At 65.0% G+C, this 15,392-nt stretch carries 12 protein-coding genes; 9 read left to right on the top strand and 3 right to left on the bottom strand.

The annotated features are described in order from the left end of the window. Nucleotides 1–30: 30 nt before the first annotated feature. The 5 genes from LC092_RS16130 to LC092_RS16110 all read left to right on the top strand — a co-directional run bounded on the left by LC092_RS16130 (nucleotide 31) and on the right by LC092_RS16110 (nucleotide 6,782). Nucleotides 31–981, top strand: coding sequence for an EF-hand domain-containing protein (locus LC092_RS16130; protein WP_224808244.1), 951 nt, complete (start codon nucleotides 31–33; stop codon nucleotides 979–981). A 621-nt stretch (nucleotides 982–1,602) separates the two neighbouring features. After that, nucleotides 1,603–2,736, top strand: coding sequence for a type III PLP-dependent enzyme (locus LC092_RS16125; protein ID WP_263627172.1), 1,134 nt, complete (start codon nucleotides 1,603–1,605; stop codon nucleotides 2,734–2,736). 300 nt (nucleotides 2,737–3,036) lie between these two features. Beyond that, on the top strand, nucleotides 3,037–4,422 hold the full coding sequence (locus LC092_RS16120) for a homospermidine synthase (protein WP_224808333.1): 1,386 nt from the start codon (nucleotides 3,037–3,039) through the stop codon (nucleotides 4,420–4,422). 142 nt (nucleotides 4,423–4,564) lie between these two features. After that, a complete protein-coding gene (locus LC092_RS16115; RefSeq protein ID WP_224808242.1) occupies nucleotides 4,565–5,761 on the top strand; it encodes an aminotransferase in 1,197 nt (398 codons plus the stop codon). A 1-nt stretch (nucleotide 5,762) separates the two neighbouring features. After that, nucleotides 5,763–6,782, top strand: a complete 1,020-nt coding sequence (locus tag LC092_RS16110; RefSeq protein ID WP_224808241.1) for an asparaginase — start codon at nucleotides 5,763–5,765, stop codon at nucleotides 6,780–6,782. On the opposite strand, the gene LC092_RS16105 is transcribed toward LC092_RS16110, so the two are convergent. Then, nucleotides 6,783–8,192 carry a TIGR03808 family TAT-translocated repetitive protein gene (locus LC092_RS16105; RefSeq protein WP_224808240.1) on the bottom strand — a complete coding sequence of 470 codons (1,410 nt, stop codon included), beginning with the start codon at nucleotides 8,190–8,192 and terminating at the stop codon, nucleotides 6,783–6,785. A 360-nt stretch (nucleotides 8,193–8,552) separates the two neighbouring features. Here LC092_RS16105 and LC092_RS16100 point away from each other — a divergent pair, with 360 nt between their 5' ends. Further along, on the top strand, nucleotides 8,553–10,172 hold the full coding sequence (locus tag LC092_RS16100; RefSeq protein ID WP_224808239.1) for a putative bifunctional diguanylate cyclase/phosphodiesterase: 1,620 nt from the start codon (nucleotides 8,553–8,555) through the stop codon (nucleotides 10,170–10,172). 58 nt (nucleotides 10,173–10,230) lie between these two features. On the opposite strand, the gene LC092_RS16095 is transcribed toward LC092_RS16100, so the two are convergent. Beyond that, entirely contained in the window at nucleotides 10,231–10,815 is a 585-nt protein-coding gene (locus tag LC092_RS16095; RefSeq protein WP_224808238.1) for a DUF1131 family protein, read from the bottom strand. A gap of 674 nt (nucleotides 10,816–11,489) precedes the next feature. On the opposite strand from LC092_RS16095, the gene LC092_RS16090 reads away from it, so the two are divergent. From LC092_RS16090 to LC092_RS16080, 3 genes are all read left to right on the top strand, one after another. Next, nucleotides 11,490–12,212: a helix-turn-helix transcriptional regulator gene (locus tag LC092_RS16090; RefSeq protein ID WP_224808237.1), complete on the top strand. Its 723-nt coding sequence runs from the start codon at nucleotides 11,490–11,492 to the stop codon at nucleotides 12,210–12,212. Between the two features lie 185 nt (nucleotides 12,213–12,397). Then, on the top strand, nucleotides 12,398–12,850 hold the full coding sequence (locus LC092_RS16085) for a GNAT family N-acetyltransferase (RefSeq protein ID WP_224808236.1): 453 nt from the start codon (nucleotides 12,398–12,400) through the stop codon (nucleotides 12,848–12,850). Between the two features lie 231 nt (nucleotides 12,851–13,081). Then, a complete protein-coding gene (locus LC092_RS16080; RefSeq protein ID WP_224808233.1) occupies nucleotides 13,082–14,260 on the top strand; it encodes a YbfB/YjiJ family MFS transporter in 1,179 nt (392 codons plus the stop codon). A 32-nt stretch (nucleotides 14,261–14,292) separates the two neighbouring features. On the opposite strand, the gene LC092_RS16075 is transcribed toward LC092_RS16080, so the two are convergent. After that, complete coding sequence (locus LC092_RS16075; protein ID WP_224808231.1) at nucleotides 14,293–15,150, bottom strand: branched-chain amino acid aminotransferase; 858 nt, start codon at nucleotides 15,148–15,150, stop codon at nucleotides 14,293–14,295. Nucleotides 15,151–15,392: the final 242 nt, after the last annotated feature.

Genomic DNA, 15,392 nt, shown 5'->3' with positions numbered 1-15,392 from the left:
TCGCACTCACAGCCGAAAGGATTTTTCGCGATGACCAGGTTCAAGAAGATCGCAGTCGCCGCTCTCGCCGTGACCCTCACGGGCGCCGTGGCGTTGCCGGCGGTCGCCGATCGGGGCGGGCATGGCTGGGGCAAGGGCTCGGGCCATGGATCGGGCATGATGGGCGGCCGTCACGGGCGCGGCCAGATGGCCATGCGCTTCATGGAGCGGTTCGACACGGACGCCGATGGCAAGATCACGCAGGCGGAAATCGATGCGACCGTGACGGAGATGTATGCCGCAGCCGATGCCGACACCAGCGGCGGCGTGACCCTCGACGAATTCAAGGCGGCTTACGTCCGGGAGTTTTCCGATCTCAAGGTGCGCGCCTTCCAGCGTCTCGACACCGACGGCGACGGCTCCGTGTCCAAGGCGGAATTCGAGGCGCGCGGCGGTCGCATGATGGGCGGCGGCGGACGCGGCATGCACTCCGGCATGATGGGCCAGGGCATGATGGGCCAGATGGGCCAAGGCATGATGGGCCAGGGCCAGGGCATGATGGGACAGATGGGACAGGGCCGGGGCCAGGGAATGATGGGCCAGGGAATGGGTATGAACAACGACGACGGTCGCGGTCCCGGCATGCGCGGCGACGGCAAGCGCGGTCAGAACCAGGCCGGCCGTGAAGCCCGGCAGGAGGTCCGCGAGGCCCGCCAGGCTGCCCGCGCCGCGCTGTTTGCGGAGGCAGACGCCAATTCCGACGATGCCCTGTCGCTCGACGAATTCGAGGTCGTCTGGGTGAAGCGCTCGGACCGGCGCATGGTGCGCATGTTCCAGCGTCTTGACCGCGACGGCGACCTGAGCGTCACCAAGGCCGAGGTCGAGCGCCCGACCTCGCGCATCGTGTCCATGATGGACAGCAACGGCGACGGTGTCCTGTCGATGGAAGACCATCGCCGCCACCATGGCGGCTGGGGTCAGGGCAAGCGCGGCGGCAACTGAGGCCGCGGTCCGCAACCGGGCGATTCGCCCGCGTTTCGACGGACATGATCTGCGCCGCGACCGCGGTTGCGGCGGCGGAACAGGCAAGGCAACGGCCCTGCCTGTCTGCGTTTTGCGCCTGCCGCCGGCTTGAGAAAAGCCCGTTTGTGCGAAAATCGGCCCGAGGCGCAAAAAATGCGTCTTTGGCCCAAGTTTTTTCTTGTATCGGGGGCCATGTTGATTCATACAACTCGTGCCCAAATTCGCACGTGCCCGTGGTCGTCCAATCGAATTTCGATGGCAGCCGCTCAACAGGGCCCGGACCCAATTCCGGATAGAGCGGCAAAACGGACGGCTTAAAGCAACGACGTAAGAGGGCTTTTTTGGTCTCTGCCGGGTTTCCAAGTCCCGGGGTCACTGAAGAGGCACTTATTACATCATTGCCGGCCGTGCGGTTCGGAATACCCGATCCAATCCAAGGCATTCATCGCGGGACGGCCACAGGCGTTCATCCAAAAGGGATGGCGACCATATGCCCGACCGTCTGCACATGTTGCCAGCCGTTGCCCGTCTCCATAGCGGGCAGCCCCGCTCGGCTACATGCGCGACCCTGCGAACGGAATTCGGTAACGGGTGACTGCCATGACGGAGCGTATCAAGAACTTCCTGCGCCAGCGACGAGACGACGGACCCTGCGTGGTCGTGGATCTCGACATTGTCCACGACAACTATCTCGCCTTCGAGCGGGCGCTGCCCGACACGCGCGTGTTCTACGCCGTGAAGGCCAATCCGGCTCCCGAGATCCTCGCCCTGCTCGAGCGTCTTGGCTCCTCCTTCGACTGCGCCTCGGTGGCGGAGATCGAAATGGTGCTGGCCACCGGCGCGACGCCCGACCGCATCTCCTTCGGCAACACCATCAAGAAGGAGCGCGACGTCGCACGGGCCTTTGAGCTCGGTGTGCGCCTCTTTGCCGTCGACTGCGAAGCCGAGGTGGAGAAGATCGCCCGCGCTGCGCAAGGCTCCCAGGTGTTCTGCCGCATCCTCTGCGACGGTGCCGGCGCCGACTGGCCGCTGTCGCGCAAGTTCGGCTGCGCGCCGGACATGGCGCCCGACGTTCTGGAGCATGCCCATCGCCTTGGCCTCGTCGCTCATGGCGTGTCGTTCCACGTCGGGTCGCAGCAGGCCGATGTCGAGGCGTGGGACGGTGCGCTGTCCTCCGCAGCGGCGATCTTCCGCGAGATGGCGGAGCGCGGCATCACGCTGTCCATGGTCAACCTGGGTGGCGGCTTCCCCGCACGCTACCTCAAGGACATCCCGGGCGTTCCCCACTACGGCGAGGCGATCCTGCGCGGTCTCAACACCCATTTCGGCAACCGCATCCCGCAGACGATCATCGAGCCGGGCCGCGGCATGGTCGGCGACGCCGGCATGATCGAGGCGGAAGTCGTCCTGATTTCGAAGAAGTCCGCTGCGGAAGACGAGATCCGCTGGGTCTATCTCGACATCGGCAAGTTCAACGGCCTGGCCGAGACGATGGACGAGGCGATCCGCTATCCGATCCGCACGGACAAGGACGGCGACCGCAAGACCCCTTGCGTGCTGGCCGGCCCGACCTGCGACAGCGTCGACGTGCTCTATGAAAAGACGCCCTATGAGCTGCCGGTGAGCCTGTCGATTGGCGACAAGGTGCTGATCGAGGCCTGCGGTGCCTATACGACGACCTATTCGTCGATCGCGTTCAACGGCTTCGACCCGTTGCGCTCCTACGTCATCTGACTGTTCCACCCCACCCGAATTCCGATACGGCAATCGGTCGCGCAAGCGGCCGGTTGCTGTCATCGTACTGCCGTATCGCGTGCCGAATGTGGCCGTGCACTGCGCCATGAAACGCAAAGGATCGCCGCCATGAGCAACGACGACACCCCCGTGGTCACCAAGCCCCGCCGCAAGCCCGCGCCGCGCGGTGCCGCGAAGACCGCTGCAACGCCTGCACCGGCAGCCGAGAAGGCAATGGACGCGCCCGCGCCGGCAGCTCCGGCCTATCCGGTTCATGGCACGATCTCGGGCCCCATCGTGATGATCGGCTTCGGCTCCATCGGCAAGGGCACGCTTCCCCTGATCGAGCGGCACTTCGGCTTCGACGCCTCGCGGGTGACGGTGATCGATCCGGTCGACACCGACCGGGCGATGGTCGAGGAGCGCGGCTACCGGTTTTCCAAGGTGGCGATCACCCGCGACAACTATCGCGACGTGCTGACCCCGCTTCTGACCGAAGGCAAGGGGCAGGGCTTTTGCGTCAACCTCTCGGTCGACACCTCCTCGCTCGACCTGATGAAGCTCTGCCGCGAGCTCGGCGTGCTCTACATCGATACGGTGGTCGAGCCCTGGCTCGGCTTTTATTTCGACACCACCGCCGACAATGCCTCGCGCACCAACTACGCGCTGCGCGAGACCGTGCGCCGCGAGAAGAAGAAGAACCCGGGCGGCACCACGGCTGTCTCCTGCTGCGGCGCCAATCCGGGCATGGTGTCCTGGTTTGTCAAGCAGGCGCTGGTCGACATCGCCCGCGACACCGGCTGCACCTTCGAGGAGCCGACCACCCGCAAGGGCTGGGCGAAGCTGATGAAGAAGGTCGGCGTCAAGGGCGTCCACATCGCCGAGCGCGACACCCAGCGCGCCCGCCTGCCGAAGCCGATGAACGTGTTCTGGAACACCTGGTCGGCGGAAGGATTCCTGTCGGAAGGGTTCCAGCCGGCCGAGCTTGGCTGGGGCACGCACGAAAACTGGAAGCCGAAGAACGCGAAGAAACAGAAGAAGGGCTGCAAGGCGGCGATCTTCCTGGAGCAGCCCGGCGCCAACACCCGTGTGCGCACCTGGTGCCCGACGCCGGGGCCGCAATACGGCTTCCTGGTCACGCACAATGAGTCGATTTCCATCGCCGACTTTTTCACCGTGCGCGAGGGCAAGAAGGTCGTCTATCGCCCGACCTGCCACTATGCCTACCATCCGGCGAATGACGCGGTGCTGTCGCTGCACGAGTTGTTCGGCGCGGCCGGCAAGGTGCAGCCCGAGCTGCATGTGCTGGACGAGAGCGAGATCGCCGACGGCATCGACGAACTCGGCGTGCTGCTCTACGGCCACGCCAAGAACGCCTATTGGTACGGTTCGCAGCTCTCCATCGAGGAGACCCGCAAGCTTGCGCCCTATCAGAACGCGACCGGCCTGCAGGTGACCTCCGCCGTGCTCGCCGGCATGGTCTGGGCGCTTGAAAACCCCGAGGCCGGCATTGTCGAGGCAGACGAAATGGATTATCGCCGCTGCCTTGAGGTGCAAAAGCCCTATCTCGGTCCGGTCAATGGCTATTACACCGACTGGACGCCGCTCACCGACCGTCCGGGCCTGTTTCCCGAGGACATCGATGAGAGCGATCCCTGGCAGTTCCGCAACGTCCTGGTGCACTGAACGCCTGGCGCAATGGGCCGCGGACCGGCGTCCGCGGCCCATCGCGCGTTCGTCTGGACGTCGGCCTGGCGAATGACTACAACCCTGCGGAGACGGGCGGTCGATCCGGGGGGAGAGCCGCGATGCAAGGATGCAAGACAGCATGAAGCCGACCAATCCGGTGTTCACCGGCCTTCCCACCACGATCTTCGAGACCATGTCCCGGCTCGCCATCGCGCATGGGGCGATCAACCTCGGCCAGGGATTTCCGGACGTCGACGGTCCGGAGGACGTGCGTCGCATGGCCGCCGACGCGCTGATGCTGGGACCGAACCAGTATCCGCCGATGCTGGGCCTGCCCGAGCTGCGCCAGGCGGTTGCCGCCTCCAACAAGCGGTTCTACGGTCTCGACGTCGACTGGCAGACGGAAGTCATGGTGACGTCGGGTGCGACCGAGGCGCTGGCCGACACCCTTCTGGCGCTGCTGGAGCCGGGCGACGAGGTGATCCTGGTCGAGCCGCTTTATGACTGCTACCTGCCGCTGGTGAAGCGGGCAGGGGGGATCCCGGTTCGCCTGCGCGTGACCCCGCCGGACTGGCGGTTGAACCTGCGCGCGCTCGAGGACGCCTTCACCGAAAACACCAAGGCGATCCTGATCAACAACCCGATGAACCCGGCCGGCAAGGTATTCTCGGTGGAGGAGCTGGAGGCCATCGCCCGGCTTTGCCTGGAACACGGCGTCTATGCGATCTGCGACGAGGTCTACGAGCACCTCCTGTTCGACGGGCGCCGGCATTTGCCGCTGATGGCGATCGAGGGCATGCGCGAGCGCACCGTGCGCATCGGCTCCGCCGGCAAGACTCTCTCGCTCACCGGCTGGAAGGTCGGCTATATCACCGCCGCGCCGAAGCTCCTGGAGCCGATCGCCAAGGCGCATCAGTTCGTCACCTTCACCACGCCGCCCAACCTGCAGCGGGCCGTCGCCTACGGCCTTGGCAAGGACGACAGCTATTTCACCGGCCTGTGCGACGAGATGCAGGCCAAGCGCGACCGGATCGCCAGCGGACTTGCGGCGCTGGGTTTCGGCGTTCTTCCCTGCGAGGGCACCTATTTCGCCACCTGCGACATCTCCCCGCTCGGGATCGAGGGGAACGACGCGGAGATCTGCCGGCTGATGGTGGAGGAAGCCGGGGTCGCCGCCGTGCCGGTCTCCGCCTTCTATGTGGCCGACGCGCCGACGAACTTCATCCGCTTCTGCTTCTGCAAGCAGGACGCGGTGATCGATGCGGCGCTGGAGCGTCTCGGCGCCTGGATCGCCGGTCGCGCGGCGCCGTCGCTGGCGATTGCGGGAGAAGCCTGAGATGGAAAATCCCGTTCTCGTCGAGGTCACGCGCGGCACGGCCGTTGAAAGCCGTCATCGCGGTGCCATCGTCCTCGTCGATGCCGACGGCAAGCGCGTCGCGTCCGTGGGCGATGCCGACTGGCAGGTGTTTCCCCGCTCCGCCGTCAAGGCGCTGCAGGCGCTGCCGCTGGTGGAATCGGGGGCGGCCGAGGCACTCGACCTGAGCGACGCGGAGCTTGCCCTTGCCTGCGCGTCGCACAACGGCGAGGCGATGCATGTCAACGCCGCGCGGGTGATGCTGATGAAGGCGGGCGCGGACGAAAGCGCGCTGGAATGCGGCAGCCACTGGCCCAAGCGGATGGAAGACGTCGCCATCCTTCACCGCGCCGATGCCTCTCCCTGTCCGCTGCACAACAACTGCTCGGGCAAGCACGCAGGCTTCGTCGGCCTGGCGCGCACCCTCGGCGTCGATCCGCGCGGCTATGTGGAGCCGGAGCACCCGGTGCAGCGCGAGGCGCGCGCTGCCATGGAAGAGATGAGCGGCATGTCCTTTGCCGACATGGCGAGGGGCACCGACGGCTGTTCGATCCCGACCTATGCCATGCCGCTCGACCGTCTGGCCTATGCCTTCGCGCGACTCGGCACGGGAACCGGTCTAGAGCCGGCCCGCGCCGAGGCTGCGCAGCGGCTCTATGACGCCTGCACGGGCGTGCCGGAAATGGTCGCCGGCACCGAACGGTTCTGCACCGATGTGATGCGCGCCTTTTCGGGGCGCGTCTTCGTCAAGACCGGCGCGGAAGGCGTTTTCACCGCCGCGCTTCCCGAGATCGGCATCGGCGTCGCGCTGAAATGCGAGGACGGCGCGACGCGGGCTGCGGAAACCATGATGGCCGGCGTGCTCGCGCAGCTGCTCGGCCTCTCCGACGACGAACATGCCGCGCTCGCGCCCTGGGTCGCGCCGCGGCTGGTCAACTGGAACGGCATCCACGTCGGTGACGTGCGGGCGGTCGAGGGCGCGCTCGACGGCTTGCGGGCCTGATCAGCGCACCACGTTTCCGCTCACCGAGAGATGCGGGAAGCGGCTGGCCGCATCCTCCCGCGTCAGATCGCCCGTCGTCGCCTCCTTCCAGCGGTGGCCGACGACCGCGCCCCGCCTTGCGCCGGTGATCATGTTGTTTGCGATCAGGGCGGGCCCTGCGCCCTCCACGACGGTGACCGCGACGCCGATGGGGCAGTCGCGCAGCACGTTCGAGGTTGCCGCGACATCGCGTAGATAGGGGCCCCAGCCCATGTGCACGCCAATGCGCGCGGCGTTTTCCACCACATTGCCGGTGAGAGCGGTGTCCGCCTCCACCGCGATGCCGATGCCGAAGCCCTGCACCTCGGCCGGATAGGGACCGGTGTCGACGATGTTGCGCACGACGTTGCCGGAACAGGTCGCGAGCCGCCCGCCATCGAGGAAATTGGCGATGGAAATGCCGATGGCGCCGCCGTCGACCAGATTGTCGGCGATCACCGCGCCCTGGAAGGCGAACTCGGAGTAGATCGCGGTCTCGCCCGAGCGCAGGCAGGAATTGCCCTCGATGATGATCCCCGACCCGCCGTTGGAGCGGATCGCGGAAAAGGCGCAATCGGCGACCCGGTTGCCGCGCACGATGACGTTGTGCGCACGGAAGATGTTGATGCCGTTGCCGTTTTGACCCGTCCCCCCGTCGCGGGCGAAAATCCGTTCCACCCGGTTGTCGGAAACGATGGTGCCGTCGTCGCCCTCGCGCCAGCGATGCACCAGAATGCCGCCATTGGCGCAGTCGTGCACATGATTGCCGGTGATCGCCAGTCCGCTCGCTTCGACGCTGCGAAGGCCCGCCAGGCGCGCGCCGGAGACCGTGGAGTTCGCCACCCGGCCGGAGCATCGGTCGAGGGCCAGGCCCGTCTTGGTGCTGCCGGTCACGGTGCAGCCCTCGATGGCGACATCCTGCGCGTCGGCGAAATGCAGCAGGGCCGGCGCGTATTCGCCGATGAAGCGGTTGCCGCCGTCGAAATGAATGCCCTCGATGCCGACGGATTTGGCCTTCTCGCAATAGATCAGGTGGCCGCCGCCCTGATAGTCGAAACGGGTCTGTCCGGGCAGTCCGACCAACTTGGTGCCCGATGGCAGCCGCAGGTTTGCGACCGTGTAGCGTCCGCCGGGAAGAAACAGCGCGCGCCCGCGTTGGGCGGCGGCGTCGATCGCCTGTTGCATCAGGCTGCTTTGATCGTCGGCGGCACCCGGGCGGATGCCGAATTCGGCCGCGTCGATGGTGCCGCGCAGATCCGCGACCCGGACGGCCGCCCGCGCCGGCAGCGAGGCTCCGGCCAGGGCCGCGCCGGCAAGAGCGCCCGCCCCGCCTAGGAGCAGGGCGCGCCGGGAGATGCCTGAAGCTGCGATGCGCTGACTGTTTCGTTCCATGTCGTTGGTCCTTCCGCACCCGCAGCCACGCAAAAGCCGTGCCGGGCGCGCGTCCCGAAACGGAACATCCGGCGCCCGGCGTGGTCCGTCGGGGGAAGGGGGTGTTCGCACCTGTCGGCGCGTATGCCGCATCCAGGCCTGAAGTCTTGAAAAAATCTACGAATCGGAAATACGTCATAGGATAACCGCGAAACGGAACGCTTCGGATGGGGCATGTCGTCGGGTAAATGGAGTTGTGTATTTCTATTATGTATACCTATGTTTGAAATTTCTGATTTTTTACTTTTGTTTCAATTCTGTTTTTTCAATCAGCCGGAAAAATATTTTCTTTAACTTGGAAGAAAGAGGTTCTGCTGGTAAATGCTGTCCGGAAAATGGCTGTTTCGCGCTGAGGAAACAATGAAGAAGAAGCGATTCTGGCGCATCAGTATCGGCGTTTATTCGGAACTTCTGCTCTTGAGCGCAGTGGCGTTGGTGCTCTGGGCCGTGGCGGTCCACAACGATGCTTACGAACAGCTTCATGATTTCATCGAAGCGCATGAAGCGCTTGAACTGGATGAGGTGCTGGTCGGGTTGATCTGCGCCGGCCTCATGGGGTTCGTTTTCGCGGTGCGTCGGATGAACGACTTCCGACGGGAGGCGCGCTTTCGGCGATCGGCGGAAACCCAGGCAAGCTGGACCGCGGTTCACGATGCGCTGACCGGATTGCCGAACCGCCGCTTCCTGGAGCAGCATGCGGTGCAGATGATCGCGGAGCGGGGCGGCATGCAATGCCACGCCGTTCTTGCGATCGACCTGGATGGATTCAAGAGAGTCAACGACCTGATCGGACACGATGGCGGAGATGCGCTGCTGGCGGACATCGCTCAGCGGCTCCGGCGACTGTTTCCCGACGACATCGTCGTGCGTCTTGGCGGCGACGAGTTCGTTGTGATCTGCAAGATCGCTCCAGCGCTGCAACTGACAGTGCGGGCGGAAGAGATCATCTCGAATCTGAGTCGTCCGGTTGCCATCAAGGGCGTTCACGTCGAGATCGGAGCCTGCGTCGGCATCGCTGCTCCCTCGGATCGACAGGTGGCGACCTTGAAGGATCTGCTTCTGCGGGCGGATTATGCGCTTTACAGCGGCAAGAAGGCGGGGCGGGGATGTGCCATGCACTACGACCCGGCGATGGACGGGGCGATGAGCGGACGCGCCAAGCTGGAACAGCAGCTTCGCCGCGCCGTGCGCCAGAAAGCCATCGTTCCGCACTATCAGCCGTTGATCGACCTGGAGACGGGTGACGTCCGCGGGTTCGAGGTGCTTGCCCGGTGGGAGCCCGCTCCGGGACAATTCATCCCGCCGGACGAGTTTATCCAGATCGCCGACGACATCGGCATCATCATCGAGCTGTCGGAGAACCTGCTGCGCCGCGCCTGTACCGACGCGCTGAACTGGCCGGCGCATTTGAAGATCGCGTTCAACGTTGCGCCATCAATGATGGGCGACCGCCTTCTCGCCCATCGCATTCTGACCATCCTCGCCGACACCGGTTTGTCACCGCGACAGCTCGAGATCGAAGTGACCGAAAGCGCGCTGGTGCGCGATCTGGACACCGCAACAGCCGTCATCAACAGCCTGCGCAAGGAAGGGGTCACCTTCGCCCTCGACGATTTCGGAACCGGCTACTCAAGCCTTTCGCAACTGTCCAATCTGACCTTCGACTACATCAAGATCGACCGCGCTTTCGTCGAAGCCGTCGGCAAGGACAGGAAGCGAATGAAGATCGTGAAATCGATTATCGCGCTTGCGGACGGGTTGGATATCCCGACGACGGCGGAAGGGATCGAGCGGCCCGAACAGCTCGCGCAATTGAAGAGTCTCGATTGCAAATTCGGCCAAGGATATTTGTTCGCGCGCCCGATGACGTTCACCGAGGCGAGCGGCTTCCTGCAAAACGCCGCTGCGCCGGAAGGGGTCGCCCAGATGAAACAGGCTTAGGCGGCATCGGCCGGCTATGCGCAGAGGCACGCGCCGGACCGATTGCCCCCTGTTTGCCTCAGGGCGCGGTCCAGATGATGCGCTGGATCGCCGCCTCCCGCAGTTGGTCGTTGGACGGAAGCCGGTCGAAGGGGCCGGCATATTGCGAGATCGCATAGACGAGGGTGACATTCTTGCTGCCGTCGGCCTTGCAGATCGCCATGCCACGCCACAGGTTGCGGCCGACGCGGCAATCGCGGCGCGACGTGCCCACCTCGGCGAAGGTCATGCCGATGCGCTCGCCGTTGGGACCCTGCAGGTGGTGGGTCACGCCATGGACCGCGCGCACCCGGCCGCCGTTGCCCTTGTAGACCTGAAGCACCTGGAACCCGTCGGAATTGAAGGCGCCGATGGCCCATTCGGTCCTGTCTTCCGTGGCCGACTGGAACCCCTCGGTCGTGAAGCCCGGCAACGCCTGCGCGACAGCCTTTTCGGAATAGACCGTCTCGGAGGTGATTCCGCCCGCGCCCGCATCCGTGATTTTGACGAGCGTGATATTCGAGGTTCGCGCGACGGTGACCGGTCCGGTGTCGAGCGTCGGCGAACAGGCACCGGCCAGAACCGAAATCAGAACAACCGGGAAAAAGCGTTGTAAAAGCCGCATGGCGCCTCTCGTTGTGGGGGGGACTGTCGGCCGTCAAACGGGCGGGCCGGAGCCGCCGCCCGGGCTTAGCATCCGAACCGGCAGCGCGAAAGTCCCGAAGACGTCTCGCCTTGGGGGGACAGGGCGCGAACGCGGGCGCGGCGACGGAAACGGGGCTTTCCGCCGGTCGTATTGTCACTTCTGGGGATATCGAAAGATCCCACACTGGCACTTCCTGCAGGTTTGGAAGAATTGCGTGGACTGGGAAAAGCAATTTTTAACGTTAAGGTTGCAAAAATGGATTTTACGTTCATTTAATGAACACAATCTTGAGGCTAGGGTGTTGCCGGCTTGTCGAAAAAAGTGAAGCTTCGCCAAGGAGATCGTACGATTCTTGGAATCAGGCGTGCAAGTTGAGAGTCTCCCGCGGACGTTGCCGATCCGCAGCGGGTTTTTCCGGCCCGGTCTGGAGCAAAACGACGACACTGGCAAAGATTCTGGATTGGAACGGGGCTGGAGTATAGTCTGGTGAGACGGTTTTTCGGGAAGTATCCATCGGGGGATGTTGTGTGGACGATGCGGGTCGATGTTGCTGGGACATCGATCTTGAGCGGGGCGTCCTGCGGTTTCGACGCAGCGAATGTGGTTCAAATCGACCGACAGGATCGCCCGGGCTCTCCAGGAGCCCTGGCGACATGACGGAAAGGCAGGAACGCATGGCCGACCCTACGGAAATGCAGGCGCGGGCGCAGGCAATTGCCGACGCCCAGACCGGAAAGCATGTCCTTGATATCATTGAGACGCAGTTGCGCAGGCTTGGCGCGACCCATATCCTCGCGGCCGGGCTTCCAATGCCCAACCGGCCGATTTCCGGACTGGTGCACCGGTTTCGCTGGGCGGACAATCGCGCCGGCGGCATCGAGCGCTCCGAGCTGGATGCGAATGACAGCGCGTTGATGCTGGGTCTCATGCGCAACCGCCCGTTCGTCTGGGACGTGAGCGACGGCGACATGTCGCATTCCGAGCTGCTTGCATCGCTCGGGCGCGACACGCGCGTGGTGGTGGTTCCGGTGACAGAGACGCATCCGTTCCAGGCGCTCGTCCTGGGCGGCGGCTCCCATCTGGAAGCCGGCAAGATCGAGTTGTCCAATCTGGAACTGATCTGCAACGCCGCCTTCCGCCGGCTGATCGAGCTGGGCGTGATTTCGGCGCAGCGGCCGGGGGATCTCTCCGCGCGCGAACGCCGGGTTCTGGAACTCACCGCCCTCGGCAAGACCGCCAGCGACATTGCGGAGCTTCTCGACATCTCGCAGCGCACGGTGCACGCGCATCTTCAAAACGCGAGCGCCAAGCTGAATGCGTCCAACAAGACCCATACGGTCGTCGAGGCGCTGCGCTACGGGCAGATCCGGCTGTGAACCGCCCGGCGCGGATCGTCTGAGCCACGCGAGGCGCATCTAACGAAGGGGCGCCGGGCAGCCACCGGCGCGCCCCCGCTCTGCTTGTCCGCAAGTCCTGAAAATGTCGGGGCTGGCGCCAGGGCGCCTTTTAGAGCGCTTGGGGTTGTCCTCCACCGGATCGCAGATGTGTCTTCGCAGCCGTCATGACCCGCCTTGAAACGCACATCCGCGCCTATGACGCTGCGACGGACCTTGAAACGCTGTCGGGCATCTGGCTCGACGCCTCGCTTCAGGCACATGCCTTCGTCGGCCGGGAGCGCCTGCTTGAGCAGCGCGCGCTGATCGAGAACGAGTATCTGCCCAATGCGGAAACCTGGGTGGCCTGTCGGGGATTGCAGCCGGTCGGTTTCATCAGCCTGCTCGACAGCTTCATTGGAGGGTTGTTCGTCACGCCGCGCCATCATGGACAGGGGATTGGACGGGCGCTGATCGCGCATGCGCTGAAACGCAAAGGCGAACTGGGGCTAGAGGTTTATACCGCAAACACGCGGGCCCATGCGTTCTACGAGGCGCTCGGCTTTACGGAGCGGTCGCGACGGGCCGAGGATGACGAGGGGATGCCGTTCGAGAATGCCGAAATGTGGTTGAAAGGCTGACCGGCCGACTGCCGATGGAGGGATGACGTTCCTCGTGGTACAAGCGTGCCTCTGGTATTGGCCGCTTTTTCCCCACCTGTCGCCGGGCCCGCGAAAGACACTCAAAATGAACGGCACTTCCGCTCCCCTCGCTCGATATCTCCGGGACGGTTCGCGCAAACCGGGACATGGTGCCGTGTCGCGCGTGGTCGCGAAACGACGGGCGCCGGCCTCCGTCGGGAGACCCCTATAATGCCTGCGGCTGGCGGTTCGCCCGTGCGGCTTGCTCTCGGCGGCCTGTGCGCGCTTGCGGTTGCGATGGGGATCGGCCGCTTTGCCCTGACGCCGATCCTTCCTTCGATGAGTGCGGAAATCCCCTTGAGTGCGTCCGAGGCGGGGATGGTCGCTTCGGCCAATTTCCTCGGCTATCTGGTCGGCGCGCTTGCCGCCATGTCGCTTGCCGGATCCGCCGTGCGCAGCGGCTTTCGCGCAAGCCTCATCGCCAGCGTGGCGACCACCGGCCTCATGGCCATGGATGCGGCGCTGCCGGTTCTCGCCCTCTGGCGGTTCCTGGGCGGCATCGCCAGCGCCGGGGTTCTCGTGTTTTCCTCCACGCTGGTGCTTGAGCGCCTGGCGCGCATGAACCGGACGGGCCTTGCCGCGCTGCATTTTGCCGGCGTCGGGATCGGGATCGCGGTGTCTGCGGTTCTGGTCGGTGCGCTTGTCCGCGGCGGTGCGGCGTGGCAAGGGCAATGGATCGGCGCCGGCGCGCTTGCCGCGGTGCTGGGCATGGGTGCCTGGATCTGCCTTGTCGCGAGCGATGACGCTGTCGAGCCTCGTCCATCGGCGGCGAACGCAGCGCCGGCGCCTGCTGCGCGCATCGCCCGACCGTCTCCGGCGCTGGTCCGGCTTGCCATTGCCTATGCGCTCTTCGGGGTCGGCTACGTTGTGACCGCGACCTTTCTCACCAGCATTCTGCGCGCGTCGCAAACGCTCTCCGTCTACGAGACGCCGGCCTGGGCGGCGGTCGGCGTGTCGGCGGCCGTGTCGGTCTGGATCTGGGGGCGGGTCGCCGCGTGGCTTGGCGGCATGCGCGCCTTTTCGCTGGCCTGCGCCGTGGAGGCGGTCGGCGTCGCCGCAAGCGTTCTGGTTCCAGGCGCGGCCGGCGCCGTCCTCGCGGCGGTTCTCCTCGGCGGCACCTTCATGGGCATCACCTCGCTCGGCCTGGTCGAGGCGCGGCGCCTGTCGGGCGGCGAGCCGAAGACGGTGCTCGGGATGATGACCGCCTGCTTCGGGCTGGGGCAGATGCTGGGGCCCACCCTTGCCGGCTATGCCGCCGACCTGACCGGGAGCTTCTTCTGGCCGTCGCTGTGCGCGGCGGCTCTTCTCGTGGTCGCGGCACTCCTGACGCTGCGCCCGGCGCGCGCCTGATCGAAACGCACGCCGGACGGATAGACCGCGCCTCAGCCCTTTGCGAAGTCCCAGTAGAGTTCGCGCGCGCGCGCCGCCATCGGGCCGGGCTCCATGTCGCGGTCCTCGATGCGCTTCACCGGCACGACCTTGAAGTAGTTGCCGGTGGAGAAGATCTCGTCGGCATCGAGGAAATCGCCGTAGCCGAGCGTGCGCTCATGCACGACGGTTCCCGCATCGCGCAGGAGCTTGACGACGCGCTGACGGGTGATGCCGTTAAGGAAGGTGCCGTTCCACGCCGGGGTATGCACCTCGCCATCCTTGACCATGAAGACATTCGCCGTGGTCAGCTCGGCGACATTGCCCAGCATGTCGAGCACGATCGCATTGTCGAAGCCGCGCGACCTGGCCTCGACGATGGCGCGCGCGTTGTTGGGGTAGAGACACCCCGCCTTGGCGTTGACCGGCATGGTCTCCAGCGTCGGCCTGCGGAACGGCGAGAGCGTCAGGGTAATCGCCGTGTCGGCCGGGGCCATGGCGGCCTCGAACAGGCACATGCAGAAGCGGGTGCTGTCGGGATCCGGCGCGATCACGCCGGGGCCTTCGCCTTCCGCCCAATACATCGGCTTGATGTAGACGGCCGTTCCCGGCGCGAATTTCGCCATGCCGTCCTGCGCGAGTTCCATCATCTCGCCGACCTTCATCGTCGGCTTCATGCCGAGCGCGCCGCAGGAATCGTTCAGTCGCTGGCAATGCAGGTCCAGATCCGGCGTCAGGCCGTCAAAACCGCGCGCACCGTCGAAGACGCTCGACCCCAGCCAGGATGCGTGGCTGCGCGGGCCCATTATTGACGGATTGCCGTCCAGCCACTGCCCGTCGATCCAGTTCCAGGTCTGCGACCACTCGGCCATACCGCTCTCCTTGATTGAATTCAAATTCGTGAATGGTCGGGATCGAACGCCGATCCCTCTGTCAGGTCAAGACCCTGTCGCGCTTAACGGTAAAAAGAGACGGAAGTTCTGAAATTCCCCGATGAGGAAATACGATCGACCGTCCACCGGCAATTTCCGGAATTTGTCTCCCGGCATGTTCCTCCCGGCGCAGGCGGGCTGTTGCGCCAGCCTTTTGTGCGCTGCACAAAAGCATTGACCTC

The sequence above is a fragment of the Stappia stellulata genome (assembly GCF_020176715.1).
Taxonomy (GTDB): domain Bacteria; phylum Pseudomonadota; class Alphaproteobacteria; order Rhizobiales; family Stappiaceae; genus Stappia.
The sequence above is the reverse complement of the archived record's forward strand: the minus strand, read 5'-3'. Positions and strand labels throughout refer to the sequence as shown.

Excerpts from the sequence above, each read along its gene's own strand:
- LC092_RS16125 (WP_263627172.1), top strand. The coding sequence starts at position 1,603 with ATGACGGAGCGTATCAAGAACTTCCTGCGCCAGCGACGAGACGACGGA.
- LC092_RS16130 (WP_224808244.1), top strand. The coding sequence starts at position 31 with ATGACCAGGTTCAAGAAGATCGCAGTCGCCGCTCTCGCCGTGACCCTC.
- LC092_RS16120 (WP_224808333.1), top strand. The coding sequence starts at position 3,037 with ATGATCGGCTTCGGCTCCATCGGCAAGGGCACGCTTCCCCTGATCGAG.
- LC092_RS16085 (WP_224808236.1), top strand. The coding sequence starts at position 12,398 with ATGACCCGCCTTGAAACGCACATCCGCGCCTATGACGCTGCGACGGAC.
- LC092_RS16090 (WP_224808237.1), top strand. The coding sequence starts at position 11,490 with ATGACGGAAAGGCAGGAACGCATGGCCGACCCTACGGAAATGCAGGCG.
- LC092_RS16105 (WP_224808240.1), bottom strand. The coding sequence starts at position 8,192 with ATGGAACGAAACAGTCAGCGCATCGCAGCTTCAGGCATCTCCCGGCGC.
- LC092_RS16095 (WP_224808238.1), bottom strand. The coding sequence starts at position 10,815 with ATGCGGCTTTTACAACGCTTTTTCCCGGTTGTTCTGATTTCGGTTCTG.
- LC092_RS16075 (WP_224808231.1), bottom strand. The coding sequence starts at position 15,150 with ATGGCCGAGTGGTCGCAGACCTGGAACTGGATCGACGGGCAGTGGCTG.
- LC092_RS16110 (WP_224808241.1), top strand. The coding sequence starts at position 5,763 with ATGGAAAATCCCGTTCTCGTCGAGGTCACGCGCGGCACGGCCGTTGAA.
- LC092_RS16115 (WP_224808242.1), top strand. The coding sequence starts at position 4,565 with ATGAAGCCGACCAATCCGGTGTTCACCGGCCTTCCCACCACGATCTTC.
- LC092_RS16100 (WP_224808239.1), top strand. The coding sequence starts at position 8,553 with ATGCTGTCCGGAAAATGGCTGTTTCGCGCTGAGGAAACAATGAAGAAG.
- LC092_RS16080 (WP_224808233.1), top strand. The coding sequence starts at position 13,082 with ATGCCTGCGGCTGGCGGTTCGCCCGTGCGGCTTGCTCTCGGCGGCCTG.